This window comes from Parasphingorhabdus marina DSM 22363 (assembly GCF_900128895.1).
GTDB classification, from domain to species: Bacteria; Pseudomonadota; Alphaproteobacteria; order Sphingomonadales; family Sphingomonadaceae; genus Parasphingorhabdus; species Parasphingorhabdus marina.
This window is the reverse complement of sequence record NZ_FSQW01000002.1, coordinates 418155-443515: the sequence shown is the minus strand read 5'-3', so window position 1 is coordinate 443515 and position 25361 is coordinate 418155. Positions and strand designations below refer to the sequence as shown.

Below are 25361 nucleotides of genomic sequence, written 5' to 3'. Positions count from 1 at the left end.
GTCCTAGAGACATGGGCCGTCGCTTGCAAGAGGGCAAGAGCCGGTTTGTGCCCTGCCCTTCAGGGTTTGTCTGACGCACCTTTTCGGAATTCTTCTTCCAGATCCCACAGCGCTCCGCGCCATTCCCAGTAATTGTAGGCCAGTTCCCGGGATTCCGGGTCCGCTGGATAGCCTTCTGCGGTCAGATCCCGGTCCATTTTGCCCGACACGAACAGGTGTTCCAGAATATGCCTGCCATCCGGCTTGACATTGTCGGCATAATAGCTGTCGAGAAAATCCCTGAAATCGCCAATTTTCCGGATTTTGCTGATCAGGCCGTCCTCGCGCATCCAGCCATCCATAAGAGCCACGCGAAAAGCCGTCCGGGTTTGTGCCTGCGTCCAGCCATGATCTTTCCGGCAGCGCATGGCGGGAGACTCCGCCATCACAAATGCGTCCGTTTCGCGACCCGAACGGGCCATATTGAACCAGTTGCGAGAATCAGCCGGAGAGACTTGCCTGCTGATGCAATCGATATGCGGCACTGTCAGAATTCCGGCGGTTGGTCGCTCTTCTGCCGGGCTCGCCGCGAGAGCCAGGGCCATCAATCCTGTTACCATGGCCAGTCAGCCTCAGCTGATCATCGCCATGCCGCCGTTGACGTGCAGGGTCTGGCCGGTGACATAAGAGGCCTCGTCGCTGGCGAGATAGGTCACAGCTGCACCAATATCATCACCATTACCCATTTTCCCGGCAGGAATCTTCGCGTTGATATCCGCTTTCTGGGCATCGGTCAGCGCATCGGTCATGGGCGAAGCGATGAACCCTGGCGCGACGCAATTCACAGTTATTCCCCGCGAAGCCAGTTCCTGAGCCAGCGCCTTGGACATTCCCACCAGCCCCGCCTTGGACGCGACATAATTGACCTGCCCCGGATTGCCGGTTGCACCGACCACCGATGTGATCGAAATGATCCGCCCGCTGCGGGCTTTCATCATCGGGCGGGCAGCTGCGCGGGCCAGTCGGAAGGCCGATTCCAGATTGACCTGAAGCACATCGGACCAGTCCTCGTCCGACATGCGCATCGCCAGACCGTCCCGGGTGATTCCGGCATTGTTGATCAAAATGTCAATCTTGCCCAGTTTTTCGATCACCTCCGGCACCAGGCCGTTGACTTCATCGGGGTCGGACAGGTTGCAGGGGATGACCGCATGGCCCTCTCCAGCCAGCTCCGGGACCAGTTCCATCAGTGTCAGCTTGCGGGTGCCGGAAATCGCCAGTGTGGCCCCCTGGGCCGCCAGTGATTTGGCGATGGCCGAACCAATTCCGCCCGAGGCACCAGTTACCAGAGCGGTTTTTCCCGTCAGATCAAACATTCACTTCTCCCTCGGCGTGATCAGTATTCCAGATAATAGAGCACAATGTCTTCGGCTTTGGCGCCGTTGGACTCATAAAGCTTGCGGGCTGCTATATTGTCTTTTTCGGTTCCTAGCCAGCATTCTTCGCAGCCGCGTTTGTCCGCCAGCACCAGCATGTGGTCGAGGATCTTTTTGGCGATCCCCCGCCGACGATATTTGGGGATAACGTCAATCTCGTCGAGATACAGTTCATCAGGCTTGTCCGGCCTTTTGTGAACAATGGCGGAGGATTTGCCGATGACCTGGTCATCCAGAACCGCAACCACCAGCCAGTGAGTCGGTTCCATCAGGAAGGCGGCAAGCAAATCCTGTTGGACCGGTTCATCAAACAGGTCAGCCGCGACATTGTCCATGACCGCCTTGTTGTCCGCTGTTATCTCGAAAATTTCGAGGCCGTCCGGAACCGACAAGTCAGACTTCTTTCAGAAAGGCTTCGATGTCGGCCATTGATACCAGGCTGACGTTGCCGGAATCCCGGTTGATGCGCTTCACCATGCCGCCGAGAACCTTGCCGCCAAATTCCACAAACTCTCCGACGCCCGCTTCGGACATGGCCAGAACCGACTCCCGCCAGCGAACGGTACCTGTGACCTGTTCGACCAGCAATTGCCGGATGACATCCACATCATCAGCGGCGTCAGCAGTGACATTCGCGAAAACCGGGACCTTCGGCGGCAAAATGGTGGCTTCAGCCAGTGCCTCTTCCATCGCTTCGGCCGCCGGCTTCATCAGCGAACAGTGAAAAGGGGCAGACACGGGCAGTTTCAATCCCCGCTTGATATTGTGCTCTTTGGTAGCCGCAATCGCGCGATCAATGGCGGCCATATGACCGGAAATGACAACCTGGGTGGGATCATTGTCATTGGCTACCGTACACACTTCACCTTGTGCAGATGCCTTTGCCAGACCCGACGCCTTTTTGATGTCCGCACCCAGCAGGGCCGCCATTCCGCCTTCGCCAACCGGAACAGCCTTTTGCATGGCCTGTCCACGCAGCTTCAAAAGTTTTGCCGTGGTCGTCAGATTCAGGGCACCTGCACCACAAAGCGCGGAATATTCGCCCAGGCTGTGGCCGGCGACATAGCTGCAAAGTTCATCAATATCCCTGCCGCCGTCCTTTTCCATCACCCGGAACGTCGCAATCGCATTGGCCATGATCGCGGGCTGCGCGTTTTCGGTGAGCGTCAATTCGTCTTCCGGGCCTTCGCACATCAACCGAAACAGATTTTGTTCGAGCGCGTGATCCACTTCCTGGAACACTTCCTTGGCAGTCGAGTGAGACTCCGCCAGTTCCTTGCCCATGCCGACGGCCTGACTGCCCTGCCCCGGAAAAATAAACGCCCTCATAAATGCCCCTTGCCGTATAAATATAGGTGATCAATCATGCTCCCGCAGTTAGGGGCGAAAGCACCTGGTTGCAAGTTTCCTCATGTCGCCCGGACGCATCTCCGATTGCGATTGCCTATTTTTAATCGGTCAATTAAGTTATCTGGATGGAACCGGCCTTATTTGAAGAAAAACTGTCTGCGGCATGTGTCAGGGCATTGAAAGCAGACGGGAAAATCAGCGAATTGCAGCGCCTGTCAGGTGGTGCCAGCATGGAAAGCTGGGCCTTTGTTTTTGGTGGGGAGGAATTTGTCCTGCGCCGGCTCCCGTCGGGCATCTCTGCCGATGATGAAGGGTTGCGGGGGATTCCTCTGTCGACTCAGGCCGACGTGATCGAGCAAGCTGCAAAACAAGGCGTGACTGCTCCGGTGGTTCGCGGCCGTCTGACACCAGAAGATGGTATCGGAGAAGGCTTTTTCATGGAACGGGCCAGGGGCGAGACCCTGCCCCACAAGATTCTGGGAAATCCGGAATTTGCCAAAGCTGAAAAAGCCCTTTCCAGCCAGTGCGCCGCCGAATTGGCCGCCATCCACAACATGGATCCGGCCACACTGCCTGAAAATCTGGAATATTTTACGCCCGTCCAGCTGATACAGTTGCAGAAGGACAAATATCACGAAATTGGCGGTGCGATTCCGATTTACGAATTTGCCTTTCACTGGCTGTTTGAAAATGCGCCTAAAACTGATGTGCGCAAGCCGGTACATGGTGATTTCCGGATGGGTAACCTCATGATCACGCCGGACGGCATATCAGCTGTTCTGGATTGGGAGCTCGCTCGCTTTGGCGATCCGGTACAGGATCTGGCCTATCTGTGTACACCAAGCTGGCGTTTTGGTCGCTATGACCAGATCGCCGGCGGTTTTGACAGCAAGGACAATTTTCTGGCGGCTTATGCCCGGCATTCGGGCGAGGAAGTGGACAACGACCGCTTTCGTTTCTGGCTGATCTACTCCACCTTATGGTGGGGCGTCGCCTGCATGGTGATGGGAGAAATATGGAGATCCGGCGGGGATCGCTCGCTGGAACGCACCGTGATCGGTCGGCGCGTATCGGAAGTCGAGATTGATCTCGCCCTGCTGTTCGAAGAATTACTGCCACCGGAAATCTGTACGAAGCTCGACTGGCAAACCTCGGGTCCGGAATCCGTCAAAGGCGAAACCGCCTATGGCGAGCTGCTGACAGCGTTACAGGACTGGAACAGCGAGCATGTCCTGCCGGGCCTCAAAGGTCACAACAAGTTCCAGTCACGTGTGGCCGGCAATGCGCTGGGTATTTTGCAGCGTCAAGAAGACTGGGGCCGCCTATTTGCCGATGCACAGCAACGGCGGCTCGCCGCTATCGGATATGATCATGGACAGGTGTGCCGGGCGCTTTCAGAAGGCGTTCTCGACATCGCAACCCCCGGTCTCTGGGATCATTTGCGGCTGTCTGCGCTGGAACGACTGTCCATTGACCAGCCCCGATATGCCGGATTGCAGACCGCCCTCAAAAAATGGAGCAGCCAAAATGAGTTTTGAAATTCCCCAGGAGATTGAAGACTATTTAACTGTGCTCGATGACTTCATCGAAGCGGAAATCAAACCGATTGAACAGCGCGATGACAATATCCGCTTTTTTGATCATCGGCGCGAAAATTCCCGCACCGACTGGGATAATGATGGCTTGCCGTCCAAAGAGTGGGAAGACCTGCTCGACGAAATGCGCAAGACAGCCGATGCAGCAGGCCATTTTCGCTTCGCGCTGCCCGAGGAATTTGGCGGCAAGGACGGGTCCAATCTGGCGATGGCGCGAATTCGAGAGCACCTGGCTCACAAAGGACTTGGTCTCCACAATGATCTCCAGAACGAAAATTCGATTGTCGGTAACCTTGTGCAACCGCTAATGGTCCGGGATTTCGGCACAGAGAAGCAGAAGCTGGAATTTATTCCGGCCATGCTGCGCGGGGAGATGAAATGGTGCTTTGGCCTGACCGAAGAACATCATGGATCCGATGCGACCTGGATGGACACCACCGCCGTACCCGAAACACGAGACGGCGTGGATGGCTGGCTGATAAATGGCAACAAGATGTGGACGACCGGGCTGCATGTCGCCACCCATGTGATGACCTTCGCCCGTCATCGCGGCAAGGACGGTGATGCCCAGGGTATCGGCTGTTTTCTGGTGCCGGTGGACGCAGAAGGTTTCGAAATCGGCGAATATATGTGGACATTCAACATGCCCACTGACCATCCCAAATGCAGTCTGACCAATGTCTGGATCCCCGCCGACGCCGTGCTCGGAGATCTGGATATGGGGCTTGCCTGTGCCCAGCATTTCGTGCACGAAAACCGCATCCGGCAGGCCGCTTCCTCTCTGGGCGCGGCCCAATATTGTATCGACGAAGCGGTACGATATGCCGGTGAACGCAAACCGTTCGGCAAGCCGCTGGCAATCAATCAGGGAATCCAGTTCCCGCTGGTTGAACTGCATACCGAAGCCGCCATGCTCCGGCAGCTGATCTATGCCACCGCTGCAAAGATGGACACGATGCCCAAACCCGACGTTGCCAAATATCTGTCGGCCCAGGTCTCGATGTGCAACTATCGCGCAAACCGTCTGTGCTGTGATGCCGCGGACCGGGCGATGCAGGTTCATGGCGGGATGGGCTATTCGCGGCACAAACCGTTCGAGCATATCTACCGCCACCACCGCCGTTATCGCATCACGGAGGGCGCCGAAGAAATCCAGATGCGCAAGATCGGCGGAGACATGTTCGGATTCTTGAACCGGAAGAAAAAGTGAGAAGCTCAGCTCATAAAAAAGGCGACAGCCTGATGCGTGCTCTGTAGTTTCAGCCTCTGATTTATTGATTCGCCAGCTGCAATTAGCTGGCGTGACTGCAGGGGCATTTGATTTGAAAAGGTTTTTTTGGCAGCCTGTTGTTGCCGCAACTGTTGCAATTGTCGCCTCGTCTTCGGCGATTGCAGGTGAGCAACCCCTGTATCAGCCGGTTCCGGAATGGGTTGACGAGGTCGACATTTCAGACGTTTTGGCGAAGGGAGCGTCCTCCAGCGATGCCCTTGTCTCTGTTGACCAAAATGTAAAACTCGAAGGTGGACAGGGTTGGATTTACCGCGATCTGGTACTGCGGGCATCGTCCAGCGAGGTCCTTTCACAGATTGGCAGGTTGCAAGGCGCCTGGCACCCGGACCTTGGAGATTTCATAGTCCATGAAGTCCATATCATCCGGGACGGCGAAGTCATTGATGTACTGGCCAGTGGCAACAAGTTTGAAATTCTTCGGCGCGAAGCCGGGCTGGAGCAATTACAGGTAGACGGAATACTGACAGCGTTCATGCAGCTGGAGGGCTTGCGGATAGGGGATCTCGTCCGCATGAAAGCTTCTACCACGATTTTGGATCCGGCGCTTGAAGGCCATGTGCAGTTTACCGATGCACTTCTTGCCGAACCGGTCCGGGCACAATTTGGCAGGTTTCAGCTGATCTGGCCGAAATCAGACGATATCCAGTGGCGGGTCACCGGCAAGGATGCAGAACATGCACTGGAAAGAAGGGATGATTACCAGGTTCTGAATATCAATGTTCCCATTCCCAAACAGCCGGAAAATGCGCCAGATGCGCCTGCCAGATATGCGAACCTGTCGATGGTGGAAGCCACGAGCTTCAAGGACTGGAAATCTGTCTCGCAGACAGCCGCGAAGCTTTATCAAACGGCCGACCTGATCACGGAAGGCAGCGAACTCGACCGGGAGGTGCAGCGCATAGCTGCATCCAGTGATGACCCCTTGCAGAGGACTGCGGCGGCGCTGCGTCTGGTTCAGGACAAGGTCCGCTACCTGTTCAATGGTCTCAACGGGGGTAACTACACCCCCCAAAGCCCGGAAGAAACGTGGAACCTGCGCTATGGCGACTGCAAAGCCAAAACATTGTTGCTTCTCACTCTCCTGGATCGACTTGGAATAGACGCCAGGGCAGCGTTGGTACACTCCACACTGGCAGACGCCATTCCGGACAGGTTGCCATCCTTTGGAACATTTGATCACATCATTGTGAAAGCATCCATTGACGGACGCACTTATTGGCTGGACGGCACAAAGACCGGAGACAGACTGGCCGACATTGGAGATACTCCGCCATTTCGCTACGCTTTGCCGCTTGATCTTGCCGGAGCTGAACTGGAGTCCATTCCGCTTTTGCCAATGTCGCGTCCAATCGAAAATATCAGCATCGCCATTGATGCAAGTGCCGGCATCAACTTTCCCGCACCTTATGATATTTCAATTGTCTTGCGCGGACCTGCCGTCGACCAGCTCAGCACAATCAAAAACACGGTGTCCGTCGAACAATATGAGGAATTGCTGCAGTCTTTCATCATGCGATACACAGGCGACCAGGCCAGCGTTACAAGGAGTGAGGCCGTTCTTGACGGGGAAGCTGGTACAGCCTCTATCACCGGAAGCGGACTGGCAACCATGTCCTGGTCCTTCGCCGACAACAGGCGCCGTTATTCCGTTGATAACTATATCGGCAACACCAAACTGCTGCGAAATCGCACCAAAACGGAATGGAAGGAGATTCCATATGCGATGAGTTATCCCGGCTATTATGTTCGAAATTTCGAAATGATCCTGCCTGCTGCCGGAAAGGGATTCGAATTCCAGGGCCTCGCGGAGGTGAGCGATGTCATCGCAGGATATGAGCAAGCCAGGAAAACCAGCCTTGACGACGGCAAAGTGACAGTCAGTGAATATTGGCGGACAGCCAGGTGGGAGGTACCCGCAGATGAGGTGAAGGCTGAAAGGGCCAAATTGCTCAAATTCCAGTCACCAAAGCTGCGCATCCTGACGCCGGAAGACTATCCTCCGGCCTGGCTGGAAACGCGTCAGGCAGCGGAATCAAACGGGTTTGCGGAAATAATTGCCGCATATGAAGCGGATATTGCGCTACACCCGGACAAGTCAAGGCCATACGAAAATTTCGCCGGATTTTACCAGGGAACCTACCAGTACCGCAAAGCCGCAGAACAATTGCTTTTGGCGCTAGAACAGGAGGAAAATGCCAAAACATATGTCCAGCTGGCCTCGTTATACGCCACGGTGGAGGACAAACGCGCGTTGGAATCCGCGAAACGTGCTCTGGAACTTGACCCGTCTTCTGTCCGGGCCCTTGCAGCTGTGACTGAAATTCTTGCGATGGATGGCCAAATTGACGAGGCTCTCGAAGTACTGGACGCGGCAAGGGGCAACGGGATCGAACCGGATGACATTACTCACGCAGAGTCTGAAGTCCTGATGCAGGATGGCCAATATGAAGAAGCCATCGCAATAATGGATGAACTGATTTCCTCCAAGCCCAATGATCACAAGCTGCTCAACAACCGTTGCTGGAACAAGGGTCGGGCAAAGCTGTATCTTGAATCCGCCTTGAAGGATTGCACAAAAGCTATTCAGTTGTCCCGATCACCCAGTGCAATATTGGACAGCCGCGCGCTGGTGCACTTTCAGCTGGGACAATATGATGAGGCGCTACTCGATCTGGATACAGCCCTCGACATCAGCCCAAGCCTGCCTGCCGCTCTTTACCTGAGGGGGCTGGTGCACGCCAGAATGGGCAATGATCAGAAGAGCGAGGCGGATATTTCCGCAGCGGAGTTTATCGTTCCGACGATCGCAAAAGAATATGCGAAATTCGGTATCATGATCCGTTGAGGGAGCAGCCAATAACCAGGGCAGCATTCCTGAACCATGGCGAAACGGATATCCGCTGAAGCCGCGCCGCGTGTCGGAGGATTTCAAATCCCATACCCGCAGGGGCAGTTTTTGCTGCATTGCTTTTGCCGGATGCGGGTTTCTCTCGATTTTCCTGCAATGACTTCCTATCGTCCGGGAGAATAATCAGAGACGGATCGTGCACCCTGAAATCCCCTACCTCAGAGAAGCCATAGTTTTCCTCGTTGCTGCCGGGCTGGTAATACCGCTGGTCCGAAAGATCGGGATCAGTCCCGTCCTGGGCTTTCTGTTTGTCGGCCTGATCATTGGACCTTTCGGGGTCGGCCGACTGGTCGGCGAAACACCCGTCCTCGAGCTGATGGTTTTTGATGACCTTGAAGGGGTTCGCCGATTTGCAGAACTGGGTGTGATATTTCTGCTGTTCACGATCGGACTGGAGCTGTCTGTCGCACAATTGTGGGACATGCGGCGGCTGGTATTCGGGCTGGGTGCAGCGCAAGTCGTAGTGAGTGCGCTGGCCATCGGGGGCATCGCCTTGCTGTTCGGCAATTCGCTTGTAGCCGCTACTATTTTCGGACTGTGCCTCGCGCTGTCTTCCACCGCTCTGGTCATGCAATTGTTGACCGAAACACGAAGACTGAGCGCACCTGCGGGCAGATCCAGTTTTGGTATTCTTCTGTTTCAGGATCTGGCAGTTGTGCCTATCCTTTTTTTCGTTGGTGTCGTGGGTGCCACCGTGGAAGGCTCTCTGGCGGGAGCGGCATTTTGGGCCATTTTCGAAGCCGTTCTTGTCATCGCCGCGATTTTCTTCATCGGCCGTATCATTGTCGAACCCTTGCTGCGTTTCGTCAGCGGCACGGGCAGCCGCGAGATGTTCATGGCGGCCGTGCTCTTGCTGATTTTGGCCACAGCCGCCCTCACCGCGGTTGCCGGTCTCTCGATGGCGCTCGGCGCCTTCATGGCCGGCCTGCTTTTTGCCGGCACGCAGTATCGGCACCAGATTGCCAGCGACATCGAGCCATTCAAGGGGCTGCTTCTCGGGCTGTTCTTTATTTCGGTGGGCATGAGCCTCGATATTCTCGCCGTCTGGGCAGATATTGCCTGGGTGGCCGCATCGGTTCTGGGATTGCTGCTGCTAAAGGGGTCAATTCTGTTTGTGCTGGCGCGCATCTGGCGCCTGCCAACCGCCGTGGCCGCGGAAACCGCGATTTTGATGAGTCAGGGCGGGGAATTTGCTTTCGTGGTGATTGCTGCATCGCTGTCATTCGCCCTGCTTGATCCTGACATCGCGCAATTCATGCTGCTGGTCGTGGTGGTGACCATGTTCCTGACTCCGGGGCTCGCAATCCTGTCGCGCAAGGTGGGCAAAGCGCTGCGCGTGAAAGAAGCGCCTGCGCCGAATCGCGCTGCATATGGGGATGGAGAACAGCCCGTCATTATCGGCGGCTTCGGACGGGTTGGCCGGTTACTGGCCCAGCTGCTGGAGGACCAGCGCATACCCTATATCGCCGTGGACAGTGATCCCGATCTGGTAGCCAGTGAGCGTGCAAGGGGTGTGGCGGTATATTTTGGCGATGCCGGACAGTCTGATCTTTTACAGCATCTGGGGATCGAACGCGCCGCGGCCTTTGCCACAACAATGGATGCCCCCGATACCGCTGAACATGTGATCCGGGCAATACACGACAAATGGCCGTCGGTTCCGATTATCGCCCGGGCCCGTGATGTTGAACATGCACATTTGTTACGGGACTGCGGTGCGCGCACGGCGGTTCCCGAAACAATGGAAGCCAGTCTGGAACTGTGCGAGCAGCTTCTGGGGGGCATTGGCTTTCCGGCGGACACCGCCCGGACCATCGTCGACAATCAGCGCACCTGGCAAACGGAGATTCTGGAAGGGAAACCGCGATCCTGAACAAGGTTCATGAAGCAAAACCTTTTAACGGATCCCGGTGATACGGGCGGATTGGCGTATACTGAAGACTTCCGCAAAGCTGTATCGCGCCCTTCATGACCCGCAATCTCGTTCTCATTCTCGGCGATCAGCTCTCCCACAGTATCTCCGGCCTGCGACACAGTGACCCCGAAAAGGACAGGGTGCTGATGGCAGAGGTGATGGATGAAGCCACCTATGTGCAGCATCACAAGAAGAAGATCGCCTTTCTTTTTTCGGCGATGCGACACTTTGCCGAAGAGCTGAAAGAAAAAGGCTGGACAGTGGACTATATCCGTTTGGACGACCCCGAAAATCCGGGTAATCTGAAAGACGCGATTCAAACATGGTCGGCGAAACATGAGCCAGAAAAAGTGCTTTTGACAGAGCCTGGGGAATGGCGACTGGCCGAAATGTTCCGGAAGCTAAACATCGAAATGCTCCCCGATGACCGGTTTTTGAGCACAAAAGCAGAATTTGCGGAATGGGCCGATGGCCGCAAGCAACTTCGCATGGAATATTTCTACCGGGAAATTCGCAGGAAAACCGGCCTGTTGATGGATGGTGACGATCCTGCAGAGGGAAAGTGGAATTTCGATTCCGAAAACCGCAAGCCCGCAGACTCCGACCTTTTCATGCCGCGACCGCTGGAATTCTCCCCTGACGCCATGACGTCAGAAGTACTCGAGCTGGTTGCCGGGCGGTTTGCCGATCATTTCGGTGATCTTGAGCCTTTCACTTTGGCGGTCACACGCCAGGATGCGCTCAAGGCCCTGGATCATTTCATCGAGACTGCCCTGCCGGAATTCGGAGATTATCAGGATGCGATGCTCACCGATGAACCCATTCTCTATCACTCCCTGCTCGCACAATATCTCAATTGTGGATTGCTGGAGCCGCTGGAAATCTGCGAAAAGGTTGAGGAGGCCTATCGCAATGGCAAGGCCCCAATCAATGCTGCCGAAGGATATATCCGCCAGATTATCGGATGGCGGGAATATATCCGCGGTATTTACTGGCTGAAAATGCCGGAATATGTCGACCGCAACCATTTTGGACATGACCGCGCCCTGCCCGGTTTTTACTGGACCGGCGAGACTGATATGCAATGTCTGCGTTCAGCCATCAGTCAGACCAGGGAACTGGCCTATGCCCATCATATTCAACGTCTGATGGTCACTGGAAACTTTGCGATGCTTTGCGGCGTCGATCCGGTGGAAGTCCATGAATGGTATCTGGCCGTCTATGCAGATGCCTATGAATGGGTGGAGCTACCCAATACCATCGGCATGAGTCAGTTTGCCGATGGTGGCGTCCTTGCCTCCAAGCCTTACGCAGCAAGCGGTTCCTACATCAACCGCATGTCTGATTATTGCGGCTCCTGTCGCTTCAATGTCAAAAAGCGCACGGGCGAAGATGCTTGCCCGTTCAATGCGCTCTATTGGAATTTTCTGGCAAAACATGAAGACAAACTGAGCGACAACCCACGGATGGGCGCTATGTACAGCACCTGGAAACGCTTTGGCAGTGAAGAGCAGGAGCGCATCCGAGAGAGCGCGGCAAACTTCCTGGAAACTCTGTGAAAAAAGCGAAGTTCCGCAAAGGCAATCTTCCGGAAAAGACCTGCCTGGCGTGCGGACGCCCGTTTGCCTGGCGCAAGAAATGGGAACGTGACTGGGACAATGTGCGTTATTGCTCCGACCGGTGCCGGAAAAAACGGTGATTTTTTGCCCTTTGCCCCTTGCATTGCAGCGGATTTTTCGTCATACGCGCCGCTTCCGGCTGAAACGGTCACTGCTGTTTCGCCGGATATTTGAAGAAAGCCGGAGGGGCGTGTCTGCATGGTGCGGCGTCAGCGATCGGTAACATGAAGGAAAATCTGCATGCCATATTATGAGCATGTCTTCCTTGCGCGTCAGGATCTGAGCCAGTCTCAGGTTGACAGTCTCGCACAGGAAGCCACCAAAATCGTAGAAGATAATGAAGGCAAGGTCGTTCTGACCGAGACCTGGGGCCTGCGTACGCTCGCCTACAAGGTTCAGAAAAACCGCAAGGCCCATTATGTGATGTTGCGCCTGGATGCGCCCGGCAACGTGATCGAGGAACTGGAGCGCCAGACCCGCATCAACGAAGACGTGATCCGTTTTCTGACCATCCGCGTTGACGAGCATGAAGAAGGCCCGTCCGTGATGATGCGCAAGCCCGACCGCGACAATCGCCGTGGCGGCAATGACCGCGGTGGCGATCGCCCCCGTCGCGACAATAACGACAGTTAAACCCAGAGAAGGAGTAAGAACATGGGACGTCCATTTTTCCGTCGCCGCAAAAGCTGCCCCTTTTCCGGCAAAAACGCACAAACCATCGACTATAAGGACGTGAAGCTGCTGCAGGGATATATTTCCGAACGCGGCAAGATCGTTCCCAGTCGTATCACCGCCGTATCGGCCAAGAAGCAGCGCGAATTGTCCAAGGCAATCAAACGTGCCCGCCATCTCGGCCTGCTGCCCTACCTCGTGAAATAGGAGCGAAACAATGGATATTATTTTGCTCGAACGGGTCGAAAACCTGGGTACCATCGGTGACGTGGTCACCGTGAAAAACGGCTATGCTCGCAACTATCTGCTGCCCAACAAAAAGGCGCTGCGGGCCAACGAAGCCAACAAGAAGGTATTCGAAGCCAATCGCAAACAGATTGAAGCGGACAATGAAGCCAAGCGCAAGGATGCGGAAACCGCATCGAAGGATGTGGATGGCAAGCAGATCGTTTTGATCCGCGCATCATCTGCCAGCGGCCAGCTTTATGGTTCGGTGACCGTGCGCGATATCGTTGAGGCTCTTAACGCCGAAGGTGCCCATGTCGAAAAAAGCATGGTCATCCTCGAAAAACCGATCAAGACGCTCGGTGTATTTGATGTCCGCATCCGCCTGCATCCCGAAGTCAATGTCACGATCCAGGCCAATGTCGCCCGATCGGATGATGAAGCGGATCTGCAAAAAGACGGCATCGACGTCATCGCCCAGATGTTTGAGGAAGAGCAGGCCGAACTGGCTGCTGCTGCCCTCGCACCGGAAAGCGAAGATGACGGAAGCGAAGACGAAACAAAGGCTGAGGATTCTGACGGTGAGACCGATTCTGAGTCAACATCGCCAGACGCTGCCGAAGAGTCCGGCACTGAGGAGACGACGTTAAACGAAGACAGTTAGTCGTTCGTCTAATCGCAATGGTTTGGCCCCACCCCTGTATTAGCACAGCAATACAGGGGCGGGGCTTTTTGTTGCGAGGTTGTTTTGGATCAGCATTGGAAACAGAGTTTTCCGGAAAATCCTTTTCATTTCACGCATCTGCTGGACCTGCACAATGATCGGGTCCTGCTGTCACAACTGACAGAAAAGGAATACCGGCAAGCGAGTTTCCTTGATCAGCGCATTTTGCAAACCGGTCTGAGGCGAGAATTTGTTAGCTGGGCGGAACTGGACGCGATTTCGAATATCCGGTCCGCGTCCCCGGAATATATTTTCCATATCGGACATGTTGGGTCGACGCTGATTTCCCGCCTTTTGGGCGAAGTGGACAACAGTCTGGCACTTCGTGAACCCCAGATTCTGCGAAACCTCTATGAAATTTCCCAGACGGTGGGGCAACCGGAGAGCCTTTGGTCCCCTGAAACATTCGAAACACGTTCCCGCGATATCATCCTGTGGCTGGGTCGGCATTTTCATCCCGGACAGAAAGTCATTATCAAGGCGAGCAGTTTCGTCAGTCCTCTTGCCGCCCGGCTGCTGGACGGATCGCAAAAAGCCCTGTTTCTTTACGTTCCGCTGAACAAATATTTGCCGACGATTCTGGCTGGAGAGACCTCTTTTCAGGAATGTCAGGTCATGGCTCCGGCGCGGCTGAAGAGACTTTCCGTTCTGCTCGGAGAGCCTCCCTGTAATTTGTGGGAATTGTCGTCGGCGAAGCGCATTGCTCTTGGCTGGTTGTGCGAGATGCTCACTTTGTCGATGGCCCAAACCGGGAACGCCACGCAAACGATCGACCGATCAGAAAGCGTCAAATGGACCAATTTTGACCGGTTTCTGGAAAATCCCGCAGAGGACTTGTGCAAGCTGGCCAGGCATTTTGGCCTTTCCCTGTCAGCCGCTGGTGCACAGTCCCTTGTTTCCGGGCCGATCATGTCCAGCTATTCCAAAGCTCCCGAGCATGATTATAGCCCGGCACTGCGACAACAATTGTTGCAGCAGGCGACGCGAAATCATAATGCGGAGATACAGGAGGCAATCTCCTGGGTGGATCAACTGGCAACCCGCTATCCCATTGTCGCCGATGTGATGCAGCGGGTGGAAGAAAATGTGTAATGTTCAAACAACTCAGCCTTCTGGACAAGGACCAGGTCAAAACCCTTAAAGACATTGCTGAATCCAGCAAATTTGTTGACGGAAAAATCAGCAATCCGCATTCCAGGGTGAAAAACAATCTCCAGCTGCATGATCCGGCGGCCTATGAGCAGTCGTCGAAAATCATGCTCGATGCGCTGATGGCGAACCGCGAGTTTCTGGACTTTGCCTTCCCCCAGCATGTGGCTCCGCCCATGATAACATGCCACAAGCCGGGTATGAACTATGGTCTGCATGCCGACAGTGCCCTCATTCCCCTGCCCTCCGGGCCCATCCGGTCGGATATCAGCTGTACCATCTTCCTCAACGGCCCTGATGACTATGAAGGGGGCGCGCTACGGGTCACCCATGGCGAAGCCAGTATGCGGTTCAAAGGCACTCCTGGCACTGCGATCGTATACCCGTCCTATACTCTCCACGAAGTCGAGAAAGTCACCAAAGGGGAACGGCTGGTGGCGATCAGCTTCATTCAGAGCAAGATCCGTGACGTGATGAAACGCAATCTTCTCTATGAATTCAACGAGGTGGCTGCGCTGGAAGGTCTGAACATGCGGCACGAAAACTACACCCGCATGCAGGCGGCCCAGTATAATCTGATGCGGATGTGGATGGAATAACCCTGCGGCAGCGGTCAGTAGCCCATCAGGCTCATGACTTCCTTGCGGCTGCGCGCGTCCTCCAGAAAACATCCCAATAGCCGACTGGTTGTCATGCCAACGCCGGGTGTGCGGACACCCCGTGCCGTCATGCAACTATGGCTTGCTTCCACAACCACTGCCACACCATGGGGTTTCAGATTGTCCCAGATGCACTGGGCGACCTCGGCAGTCAGTCGTTCCTGAACCTGAAGCCGCCGCGCAAAGCCATGCAGCACCCGGGCAAGCTTCGAAATGCCCACGACCCGGTCGGTCGGCATATAGGCGATGCTGGCCTTGCCGATAATCGGCGCCATATGGTGTTCGCAATGCGAATGGAACGGAATATCCTTGAGCAGGACCAGTTCGTCATAGCCGCCGACTTCTTCAAAGGTCCTGGCGAGATGAATCGCCGGATTTTCGTTATAGCCCTCGCAATATTCTTTCCAGGCGCGCGCCACCCGCTTGGGCGTGTCCAGCAGGCCCTCCCGATCGGGATCCTCGCCCGACCAGCGCAACAGGGTTTTCACGGCTTCCTGAACTTCGTCAGGGACCGGCAGTTTCGCGGCTTCCCGCGCCGCCAGCGCGTCTTCTATGCTATCGGAATAGTCAGCCAAAGCGGCGTTTCCTTTTGTAATTTCTCTAAATGCAATGCCAAATCATTACGCGTCGCACATTGGCGGCGCAAGTGCACCTAGTGCCGTATCGTCCACAGATCGGAGAAAATGGCGCGCCCGGGAAGATTCGAACTCCCGACCCCTTGATTCGTAGTCAAGTACTCTATCCAGCTGAGCTACGGGCGCGCATTGAACGGTGCAGATAGGGCGTGAAGCGTCAGCTGGCAACCCGTTTTTTCACTTTTCCGCAGCAACCGCCAGCTGCTCTGTCTCCATTGCTTCGGTATCTTTGAAAGTTTCCCTGATCAGCGTGAATTTCAACCGGGAACGATGCGTCCGGACGTTTGATTGACGGGTCTGACAGCGCCCTCTCACTCAGGGCTTCATTCTGGCAGGAACGGCGCAATTTGAACATTGCTTAACGTTCCTGTGCCAGAATTGCGCGAAACGGAAAAGGAGTGACGGCCATGGGGGCTTGGGGAGCAGGCAGTTTCGAGAATGATGACGCACTGGACTGGGCGGCGGAAGTTGGCAGCGTCGAAGATATTGCTGCCCCTTTCGACGAACTGAGTGCGCTGGACGAAGATCCCGATGCTGAAGAGGAACCTTATGTGGATGTCGATCTGGCATCCAGGGTGATTGCAGCCGCCGAAGCTGTGGCGAGCATGATGGGTCGGATCGCGCCGGATGTACCAGATGATCTGCAGAAACGTCTGGAAAAGCTGGGTGAACCGGATTCTGCATTGATTGAGAAGGCCAAGTTCGGCGTCTCTCGTGTGTTGATGGATTCTGAGCTTCTGGAGCTTTGGTCCGAAGGAGACGGAGACAATAATGAGTGGAATATCGCGATTACCGGGCTCATCGACCGACTGAACGCGGATGTGCCTTGTGAAACTCCGGAGATCGCTGAAATCAAGGGGATTTCCGGCGATCTGACACCCTGCGCCTTCTGCGGGAAAGGCATTGCCGAGAACGAATTGTCCAGCCTCGAATATCGTGATCTCACCAGCAAGGATTCGATGCACATGGCGCGCGGGATCTATTGTCATCTGTCCTGCCTGAACGGCAAGCTTCATCCCAAGCATATTGTCCAGAACTGGCGCTTTGCCGTGGATGATGACGAAGTCGACCGCATCCTGAACGGTGATATTGACTAGGCTTTTTCCAGCGCTGCCTGTGCCGCTGCGAGCCGGGCAATCGGCACGCGATAGGGAGACGCGCTGACATAGTCGAGCCCGGTTTCTTCGCAGAAAGCTATGGAAGCCGGATCGCCGCCATGTTCGCCGCATATGCCCAGCTTGATATCGCCGCGTGTGGCACGGCCGCGTTCGGCCGCCAGTTCGATCAGTTGCCCCACACCCTCGATATCGAGGCTGACAAACGGATCACGGGGGAAAATGCCTTTATCCACATATTGGGTCAGGAAGCGGCCTGCATCATCCCGGGAAACACCGAGCGTGGTTTGCGTCAGGTCATTGGTGCCAAAGCTGAAAAACTCGCCATGTTCAGCGATTTGGCCGGCCATCAGCGCCGCTCGCGGCAATTCGATCATGGTACCGACCAGATAGGTGATCTCGCGCCCTTTTTCCGCAAATACGGCCTGGGCCATGCGATCAACCGCATCCTTCATCAGTTCCAGCTCGCGCGCGGTTGCAACCAGCGGGATCATCACTTCCGGAATGGGGGCTTCACCGGTGGCTTCGGCCACGGCACAAGCGGCTTCAAAGATCGCACGCGCCTGCATTTCATAGATTTCCGGGTAAGTTACGCCGAGACGACACCCGCGATGACCCAGCATCGGATTGAATTCATGCAGCTCGCTGGCCCGTTGTTTCAGCGTTTCGACCCCGACATCGGCCGCGGCGGCCACTTCTTCAAATTCCGACTGCTGGTGCGGCAAAAACTCGTGCAGCGGCGGATCGAGCAGGCGGATGGTCACGGGCAATCCAGCCATGACCTCGAATATCTGGCGGAAATCCTCCCGTTGCTCGGGGAGCAGCTTTTCCAGCGCCTCCCGGCGGCCTTTTTCATCATGCGCGAGAATCATCTGGCGCACAGCGGTAATCCGGCTCGCTTCAAAGAACATGTGCTCGGTCCGGCAAAGACCGATCCCTTCCGCCCCGAAATCCCGGGCAACCTGGCAGTCCTGCGGCGTTTCGGCATTGGTCCGGACACGCAAGCGGCGAACCTTGTCGGCCCATTCCATCAGCACGCCAAAATCGCCGACCAGTTCGGGCTGAATCGTTTCGACCTTGCCGGCCATGACCTGGCCATTGGATCCGTCAATGGTCAGCATGTCGCCTTCCCTGAGCTCTCGGCCGCCCACCGTCAGCAGCTTCGCTTCGTTATTGATGCTCAGACCTCCTGCACCCGAAACACAAGGTCTTCCCATGCCTCTGGCGACCACGGCAGCGTGTGACGTCATGCCGCCACGGGCGGTCAAAATGCCCTTGGCCGCGTGCATGCCGTGAATATCCTCGGGCGAGGTTTCGACGCGGACAAGGATGACATCCTCGCCCATTTCGGTGCGGTGCTCGGCCGTATCGGAGTCAAACACGATCAAACCGCAGGCCGCGCCCGGTGAGGCCGGCAAGCCCGTGGTCAGGACATCGCGTTTCGCGTCCGGGTCGAGAGTCGGATGGAGCAACTGGTCGAGCGCCATTGGATCGACCCGGGCCACGGCTTCCTGCTCGGTGATCAGGCCGTCATTGGCCATGTCTACCGCGATTTTCAGTGCCGCCTTGGCCGTCCGCTTGCCCGCGCGGGTCTGCAGCATCCAGAGTTTGCCGCGTTCAACGGTAAATTCAATGTCCTGCATATCGCGATAATGGCGTTCCAGCAGGTCGAAGACGTCGGTCAGCTCGCCATAGGTCTCCGGCATCGCCTCTTCCATCGACAGCGGCTTTGCATTGGCGTCCTCGCGCGCGGCCTTGGAGAGATATTGCGGAGTACGGATTCCGGCGACCACATCCTCGCCCTGCGCATTGATCAGCCATTCGCCGTAATAAGCGGCCTCGCCGGTCGAGGGATTGCGGGTAAAGGCCACGCCGGTGGCCGATGTTTCGCCCATATTGCCGAAAACCATCGCCTGGACATTGACCGCCGTGCCCCATTCGGAGGGAATATCGTTGAGCCGGCGATAGACCTTGGCCCGTTCCGCCTGCCAGCTGCCAAAAACCGCGCTGACTGCGCCCCAGAGCTGGTCATTCACATCTTGCGGAAAGGGTTTCCCCCATTGCTCCTCGACCAGCGCCTTATATTCGGAAACCAGCGCCTTCCAATGTTCAGACTGCATCTCCGTATCCGTGAAGAATCCATTGTCTTCCTTGGCGATTTCCAGAGCTTCTTCAAAACTGTCATGATCCAGTTCAAGCACCACATCCGAATACATCTGGATGAACCGGCGGTAGCTGTCCCAGGCGAAACGCTCGTCTCCGGAGGTTTTCGCCAGTCCTTCGACGGTTTCATCGTTGAGTCCGAGATTGAGTACCGTATCCATCATCCCCGGCATCGACGCGCGCGCGCCGGAGCGGACGGAAACCAGCAGCGGGTCAGCTGCATCGCCGAAGGTTTTGCCGGTGACTTCTTCAATATGCGCCACGCCCTGCGCCACTTCGGCGGTCAGGCTGTCCGGATACTGGCCCGCATTGTTCATATATTCGGTGCACATTTCGGTCGAAATGGTGAAACCCGGGGGCACCGGCAGGCCAATATTCGCCATTTCCGCCAGATTCGCGCCCTTCCCGCCCAACAGATTGCGGGCCTCGGTTGCATCCGAAGGCGCGCCATCCGCGCTCATTCCACCGCCAAAACGATATACATATTGGGTCATGATCAGCCCTCAATCTTCGAAAAATCAGCAACCTGATGCACAGCGTCCCGGAACCGCGCGAGCAAAGCCAGACGGGCCGCGCGCTTCTCCTGGTCTTCGTCATTCACCGTCACATCGTCAAAAAACCGGTCAATCGGCGCCCTGAGAGCCGCCAGAGCGCTCATCGCATCGGTAAAGGCTTCCTTCCCGATCGCAGTACCCACCTGCGGCTGCGCGGCGTCCAGCGCGTCAATCAACGCCTGTTCAGCCGGTTCGGGGGTGTAGGAAAGCGCAACGTGCTCCGCACTTGATGCGGAGCCCAGAGCGTCTGCAGCGCCCTCCGCTCTGGACTCCGGGTCTGCGCCCGGAGCACTTTCCTTCTTCAAAATATTCGAAGCCCGCTTGTACCCGGCCAGCAAATTTGTGCCGTCTTCGGTTTCCACAAAGGCTTGGAGGGCCTTTACCCGGGCCAATATCAGGACAATATCATCACGCTGGCCTGAGCTGACTATGGCATCAATGATATCATGCCGGACACCCGCCCCTTTCTGTTGAACCTTGAGCCGGTCCACAAAAAAATCAGGCACGGCCCTGAAAAGCTCTTCGCCCAAATGCTCGCTGATCCAGCTATCGGATTGCGAACCGCTCATTTTCTCAATTGTTCGCAGAATCAAATTGGAAGCCTTGGCAGTCACATAGTCCAGGTCCAATCTAAGACTGTTCGCCAAAACAAGTTCGATTATTCCGAGCGCAGCCCGGCGAAGAGCAAACGGGTCCTTGGAACCGGTTGGGCGTTCCTTGATAACAAAAAAACCAACCAGCGTATCCAGCTTGTCCGCCAGACTCACCGCCACTGTCACCGGATCGGTCGGCACCTCGTCGCCCTGCCCGACCGGTTTGTAATGATCGCGGATCGCGTTGGCGACGGCTTCGGATTTCCCCTGTTTCTCTGCATAATAGCCGCCCATCAGACCTTGCAGGTCGGGGAACTCGCCGACCATTTCGGTGACGAGATCGGCTTTGCAGAGACGGGCGGCCTCGGTCACTTCCCTGTGAAGCGCATCGCCGGGGCTGGACTGGTCAAAACCATTCCCTTCTAAAGAAACCAGCCACTCGGCCAATTTGGCCACCCGCTCTACCTTGTCGGCAACCGTTCCCAGTTTTTCATGGAAAACAATATTGCCCAATTTCTTTGCATGATCCTCCAGTGGTGTCTTCTGGTCAAGTTCCCAGAAGAATTTCGCATCCGACAGACGCGCCGCGAGGACTTTTTCATTGCCGGCGACAATTGCCTGACCGCCATCTGTCGCTTCGATATTCGCGGTGCAGACGAAATTCGGCGCCAGTTTGCCCGATTTGTCGCGGCAGATGAAATATTTCTGGTTCACCCGCGCGGTCAGCTGGATAACTTCTTCGGGCACATCGAGAAATGCCGGATCAAACCCACCCAGCAGCGGCACAGGCCATTCGGTCAGACCAGCATTTTCGATCACCAGACCTTCGTCTTCAACCAGTTCCAATCCACCTTCAGCAGCGGCTTTTGCCGCACCTGCACGGACAATATCCTGCCGTTCCTCATGATCGACCAGCACATGGGCCGCGCGCAATTTGTCGGCATAGTCCGCCGCACTGCCAATAGTGATGCTGCCCTGATGGTGGAAGCGATGGCCCACCGTCTCGGTCCCTGACGTCAGGCCGTCAATTTCGCATTCCACCAGATCTTCGCCAAATAGCGCGACAATCCCGCTGAGCGGCCGCACCCAGCGCAGGCTTTCGGTGGACAGGCTCGCATCGCCCCAGCGCATCGACTTGGGCCAGGGAAAGGCCCTGATGATCGCCGGAATAGCTGCCGCCAGGACGTCTTTGGTGTCGCGCCCCGGACGGTTGATCACGGCGAAATAGGTGGGACGTCCCTTGACGTCACGCACTTCGAGTTGATCCCGGGTTACGCCGTTCTTGCGGCAAAAGCCGTCGACGGCCTGATCCGGCGCACCGTCGGGTGGTCCTTTGGACTCTTCGCTAACGGCTTCCGTCTGTTGCGGCAAATTCTTCGCAATCAGTGCGAGCCTGCGCGGGGTTGAATAGACGGTGATTTCACCGGCATTCAGGCCGGCTTCCTCCATCTGCGCAACAAATAGCCGCTCCAGATCGGCGCGCGCTTTGGCCTGCATTCGTGCGGGGATTTCTTCGGACAACAATTCGAGCAGGAAATCGGTCACAACACCCTCCCCTGCAAGAAACCGTCATGCTGAACTTGTTTCAGCATCCATGGCGCGTTACTCGCCATCAGTGCAGACGGAGAAATAGGCCCTGAACCAAGTTCAGGGTGACGGGATTGTACAACCATCACGCGGCCCACCCGTTTTTCGCCATATAGGCCTCACAGCTGCCTTTCGCGAGGTCGCGGACGCGGCCCATATAGCTGGCGCGTTCCTGGACGCTGATGACACCGCGCGCCTGCAGCAGGTTGAACACATGGCTGGCCTTGATCGCCTGTTCATAGGCCGGAATCGGCAATTTCGCCTCGAGGCAGTTCTCGCACTCGCTGGCCGCCTTGTTAAACAGGTCAAACAGCGTTTCGGTATCGGCGACTTCGAAATTCCACTCCGACATCTGCTTCTCATTATCCAGGAAGATTTCGCCGTAAGTGACTCCGTTTCCGTTGAAATCGAGATCATAAACGCTGTCGACGCCCTGGATGTACATGGCGAGACGCTCGAGCCCGTAGGTCAGCTCTCCGGCCACCGGTTTGCAGTCAAACCCGCCCATCTGCTGGAAATAGGTGAACTGGGTGACTTCCATGCCGTCGCACCAGACTTCCCAGCCCAGTCCCCAGGCACCCAGCGTCGGGCTTTCCCAGTCATCCTCGACAAAGCGGATATCGTGCAGCATCGGATCGATGCCGATCGCGGTCAGGCTGTCGAGATAGAGCTGCTGAATGTCCGGCGGTGAAGGTTTCAGGACCACCTGATATTGGTAATAATGCTGCAGCCGGTTGGGATTTTCCCCATAACGTCCGTCGGTCGGACGACGGCATGGCTGCGCGAATGCGGCATTCCAGGGATCCGGACCCAGCGCCCGCAAGGTGGTCGCGGTGTGGAACGTCCCTGCCCCCATTTCCATGTCATAGGGTTGCAGTATGACACAGCCCCGATCACTCCAGTATTCGTGGAGTTTCAGAATGATCTGCTGGAAGCCCAAAGGATTTTTGGCTGGCTTCGGATCGGTCAATTGTCGTGCTTTCTTCGCGAGTGCAACATCTGTCGTGACGCTTTGGCGAAACCGCGCCAGAGGGTCAAGCCGTCATTGCGGTTTTTGCGTTACTCGGCGGCGACAATCTCCATTGCTGGCTCCACCGTCACAGGCGTTGCGTTGAGAACCGCATTACCGGACAGCGGATCAAAACTTTCGGGATCGGTCAGATCATTAAGCGAGACACCCGGCTTCTCCCGCGCCACGGACAGGCCGACGCCTTTCCGGCCATGGCCGAAGCCATGCGGGATTGACACCACGCCTGGCATGACGTCGTCGGTGATTTCCACCACGATCTCGACACTGTTCACCCGGCCGGTCACTGTTGCCATGCCGCCGTCTTCCAGCCCGCGCGCCGCCGCGTCGTCCGGGTGGATCATCAACGTGCAGCGCTCGGGGCCTTTCAAGAGCCGCTTGCTGTTATGCAGCCAGCTGTTGTTCGATCGCACATGCCGGCGGCCGATCAGGCACAGGCTGTCCGGCTGTTCATCAGCCAGAGAGGCGGAAAACCGCTGCAATTCGGCCAGAAAATCCGGATGGGCACACTGGATCTGCTTATCTTCGGTCATCAGGCGGTCCGCCATGCAAGGTCGAAGCGGGCCAAGATCAATGCCGTTCGGTGCCGCTTCCACCTCTTCCAGGGTCAGCCCGGCAGGCGAGCTTTGCAGCATATTGTCGAGCACATCGCGTGGCGGGCGGATATTGGGCACGTCCTGGCCGTCACTGGCGAGAATTTCGCGGGCCAGTTCAGCGATGATTTCCCAGTCTGCCTTTTCCCCTTCGGGAATGTCGAAAATGGCGGGGGAGTAACTGGCATAGTTGCGTACCGCCAGCGGACCGAAGAAGAATGGATAATGGTCCTTTTCCAGCGGGCCACAGGGCGGCAGGATATAGTCCGCATGACGGCTGGTCTCAGTGACGTACATGTCGAAAGAGACCATCAGGTCGAGCTTTTCCAGCGCAGTATCGAGTTTCGCGCCATCGGGGGCGGAAAGTACGGGATTACCGGTGATGACGAACAGCGCCCGGATGCGTTCTTCGTCCTCGCGGAGCATCTCGTCTGCTAGCGTGATCGTCGGCAGTTCGCCCATGATCACCGGCATTTCCCCGCGGACCGTATCCGTCTTGCGCACCGAACCGCGTCCGACCAGGTTGATTGTGTCCAGCGCCGGTTCCGGCACCATCGTCCCGCCTTCGCGGTCGAGATTGCCGGTGGCGATATTGATCACCTGGATCAGCCACTGGTTGAGCGTGCCAAATTCACAGACCGATACGCCCATGCGGCCATAGATCGCTGCGGGCTGATCCGCCGCCAGATCGGCCGCCATGGCCTGCATGACATCTTTTCCGATTCCGCAATGTACGGCAAGCTGGTCGAGATCGAAATCCGCAATCGCCGGTGCGATATCCGCCCAGCTGTCGTCCAGAATATCGTCAAGCCGGCTGGTGTCGACATGTCCGCCATCGAAAACGCTTTTCAAAATGCCGATCAGCAGCGCGGTGTCGGTACCAGGTTTCACAAAATGATGCGCATCCGCCAGTTTCGCAGTCTCCGTTCGACGAGGATCGACCACGATCAGCTTGCCGTCACGTGCCTGCATTTCCTTCACGCGCTTTTTGAAATCTGGCACAGTCCAGATACTGCCGTTCGAGGCCGCCGGATTGCCACCGATGATGATCAGGTGCTGGCACCGGTCAATATCCGGGACAGCGGCGAGCGAAACATGGCCATACATGTGATATTGCACGACATGATGCGGGATCTGGTCAAGGGTGGACGCCGAATAGATATTCTTGAGGCCAATTGCCCGCCGGAGCTGGCCAACCTGGGTGGAAATACCATAATCATGGGCAGACGGATTACCCATATACATGGCGGGCTTCCCGCCCTGCCCTTTGAGTTCACCGAGCCGTCCCGCAATCTCGGCAAAAGCCGTTTCCCAGGAAATTTCCCGCCACTGCCCGTCCACCTTTTTGACCGGTCGACGCAATCGGTCATGATCATTCTGCAGATCCGCAATCGCCGTCCCCTTGGGGCAGATATGTCCGCGGCTCAGCACATGGTCGGGATTTCCCCGGATCGAGAGGATATCCCGTCCCTCCACTTCGACAAGAAGCCCGCAATTGGCTTCACAGATATGGCATGTTCTCGCATGTGTCTGGGGCATGGGATTCTCCTGATTTAATCGATCGATTAGCAG

The 25361-nt window shown here is 56.3% G+C and carries 21 protein-coding genes and 1 tRNA gene; 12 read left to right on the top strand and 10 right to left on the bottom strand.

The window, feature by feature from the left end; translation table 11 throughout:
- Positions 1 to 59: 59 nt before the first annotated feature.
- From BUQ90_RS11780 to fabD, 4 genes are read right to left on the bottom strand one after another with little or no spacing between them, the layout of a single operon-like run.
- On the bottom strand, positions 60 to 584 hold the full coding sequence (locus tag BUQ90_RS11780) for a hypothetical protein (protein ID WP_159437095.1): 525 nt from the start codon (positions 582 to 584) through the stop codon (positions 60 to 62).
- A gap of 27 nt (positions 585 to 611) precedes the next feature.
- Positions 612 to 1355 (bottom strand): 3-oxoacyl-[acyl-carrier-protein] reductase, encoded by a 744-nt coding sequence (fabG, locus tag BUQ90_RS11775; protein WP_074205385.1) that lies wholly within the window; start codon positions 1353 to 1355, stop codon positions 612 to 614.
- Positions 1356 to 1375: 20 nt separating this feature from the next.
- On the bottom strand, positions 1376 to 1807 hold the full coding sequence (locus tag BUQ90_RS11770; protein ID WP_084192684.1) for a GNAT family N-acetyltransferase: 432 nt from the start codon (positions 1805 to 1807) through the stop codon (positions 1376 to 1378).
- A gap of 1 nt (position 1808) precedes the next feature.
- Positions 1809 to 2744, bottom strand: coding sequence for an ACP S-malonyltransferase (fabD, locus tag BUQ90_RS11765; protein ID WP_074205384.1), 936 nt, complete (start codon positions 2742 to 2744; stop codon positions 1809 to 1811).
- A 146-nt stretch (positions 2745 to 2890) separates the two neighbouring features.
- Between fabD and BUQ90_RS11760 the strand changes: the two genes are divergently transcribed.
- From BUQ90_RS11760 to BUQ90_RS11710, 11 genes are all read left to right on the top strand, one after another.
- A complete protein-coding gene (locus BUQ90_RS11760; RefSeq protein WP_074205383.1) occupies positions 2891 to 4303 on the top strand; it encodes a phosphotransferase family protein in 1413 nt (470 codons plus the stop codon).
- A complete protein-coding gene (locus tag BUQ90_RS11755) occupies positions 4293 to 5570 on the top strand; it encodes an acyl-CoA dehydrogenase family protein (protein ID WP_074205382.1) in 1278 nt (425 codons plus the stop codon). Before BUQ90_RS11760 ends, BUQ90_RS11755 begins: the two co-directional genes overlap by 11 nt.
- A 112-nt stretch (positions 5571 to 5682) precedes the next feature.
- Complete coding sequence (locus tag BUQ90_RS11750; RefSeq protein WP_159437094.1) at positions 5683 to 8496, top strand: tetratricopeptide repeat protein; 2814 nt, start codon at positions 5683 to 5685, stop codon at positions 8494 to 8496.
- Positions 8497 to 8695: 199 nt separating this feature from the next.
- Positions 8696 to 10432 carry a cation:proton antiporter domain-containing protein gene (locus tag BUQ90_RS11745; RefSeq protein ID WP_084192682.1) on the top strand — a complete coding sequence of 579 codons (1737 nt, stop codon included), beginning with the start codon at positions 8696 to 8698 and terminating at the stop codon, positions 10430 to 10432.
- A 95-nt stretch (positions 10433 to 10527) separates the two neighbouring features.
- Positions 10528 to 12033 carry a cryptochrome/photolyase family protein gene (locus BUQ90_RS11740; protein WP_074205379.1) on the top strand — a complete coding sequence of 502 codons (1506 nt, stop codon included), beginning with the start codon at positions 10528 to 10530 and terminating at the stop codon, positions 12031 to 12033.
- Positions 12030 to 12173, top strand: a complete 144-nt coding sequence (locus BUQ90_RS11735) for a DUF2256 domain-containing protein (protein ID WP_074205378.1) — start codon at positions 12030 to 12032, stop codon at positions 12171 to 12173. Before BUQ90_RS11740 ends, BUQ90_RS11735 begins: the two co-directional genes overlap by 4 nt.
- Positions 12174 to 12333: 160 nt before the next feature.
- Positions 12334 to 12726 carry a 30S ribosomal protein S6 gene (gene rpsF / locus BUQ90_RS11730; protein ID WP_074205377.1) on the top strand — a complete coding sequence of 131 codons (393 nt, stop codon included), beginning with the start codon at positions 12334 to 12336 and terminating at the stop codon, positions 12724 to 12726.
- A 21-nt stretch (positions 12727 to 12747) separates the two neighbouring features.
- Positions 12748 to 12972 carry a 30S ribosomal protein S18 gene (gene rpsR, locus BUQ90_RS11725; protein WP_074205376.1) on the top strand — a complete coding sequence of 75 codons (225 nt, stop codon included), beginning with the start codon at positions 12748 to 12750 and terminating at the stop codon, positions 12970 to 12972.
- A 10-nt stretch (positions 12973 to 12982) separates the two neighbouring features.
- The gene (gene rplI, locus BUQ90_RS11720) at positions 12983 to 13654 is read left to right on the top strand and encodes a 50S ribosomal protein L9 (RefSeq protein WP_074205375.1); all 672 of its coding nucleotides are present in this window, start codon (positions 12983 to 12985) and stop codon (positions 13652 to 13654) included.
- Positions 13655 to 13738: 84 nt separating this feature from the next.
- Positions 13739 to 14806, top strand: coding sequence for a hypothetical protein (locus tag BUQ90_RS11715; protein ID WP_074205374.1), 1068 nt, complete (start codon positions 13739 to 13741; stop codon positions 14804 to 14806).
- Positions 14806 to 15462, top strand: coding sequence for a Fe2+-dependent dioxygenase (locus BUQ90_RS11710; protein ID WP_074205373.1), 657 nt, complete (start codon positions 14806 to 14808; stop codon positions 15460 to 15462). Before BUQ90_RS11715 ends, BUQ90_RS11710 begins: the two co-directional genes overlap by 1 nt.
- Positions 15463 to 15476: 14 nt before the next feature.
- On the opposite strand, the gene folE is transcribed toward BUQ90_RS11710, so the two are convergent.
- Both folE and BUQ90_RS11700 read right to left on the bottom strand, forming a co-directional pair.
- The gene (gene folE, locus BUQ90_RS11705) at positions 15477 to 16097 is read right to left on the bottom strand and encodes a GTP cyclohydrolase I FolE (RefSeq protein WP_239447421.1); all 621 of its coding nucleotides are present in this window, start codon (positions 16095 to 16097) and stop codon (positions 15477 to 15479) included.
- Between the two features lie 109 nt (positions 16098 to 16206).
- Positions 16207 to 16283: transfer RNA gene (locus tag BUQ90_RS11700), tRNA-Arg, on the bottom strand.
- 281 nt (positions 16284 to 16564) lie between these two features.
- Between BUQ90_RS11700 and BUQ90_RS11695 the strand changes: the two genes are divergently transcribed.
- Entirely contained in the window at positions 16565 to 17254 is a 690-nt protein-coding gene (locus BUQ90_RS11695; RefSeq protein WP_074205372.1) for a DUF4259 domain-containing protein, read from the top strand.
- Here the strand turns inward: BUQ90_RS11695 and ppdK are convergent.
- From ppdK to BUQ90_RS11675, 4 genes are all read right to left on the bottom strand, one after another.
- The gene (gene ppdK / locus BUQ90_RS11690) at positions 17251 to 19929 is read right to left on the bottom strand and encodes a pyruvate, phosphate dikinase (protein WP_074205371.1); all 2679 of its coding nucleotides are present in this window, start codon (positions 19927 to 19929) and stop codon (positions 17251 to 17253) included. The two genes, BUQ90_RS11695 and ppdK, sit on opposite strands and share 4 nt — an antisense overlap.
- A gap of 2 nt (positions 19930 to 19931) precedes the next feature.
- The gene (gene glyS / locus BUQ90_RS11685) at positions 19932 to 22127 is read right to left on the bottom strand and encodes a glycine--tRNA ligase subunit beta (protein ID WP_074205370.1); all 2196 of its coding nucleotides are present in this window, start codon (positions 22125 to 22127) and stop codon (positions 19932 to 19934) included.
- A 127-nt stretch (positions 22128 to 22254) separates the two neighbouring features.
- A complete protein-coding gene (locus BUQ90_RS11680; RefSeq protein WP_239447420.1) occupies positions 22255 to 23139 on the bottom strand; it encodes a glycine--tRNA ligase subunit alpha in 885 nt (294 codons plus the stop codon).
- 89 nt (positions 23140 to 23228) lie between these two features.
- Positions 23229 to 25328, bottom strand: a complete 2100-nt coding sequence (locus BUQ90_RS11675; RefSeq protein ID WP_074205369.1) for a molybdopterin oxidoreductase family protein — start codon at positions 25326 to 25328, stop codon at positions 23229 to 23231.
- Positions 25329 to 25361: the final 33 nt, after the last annotated feature.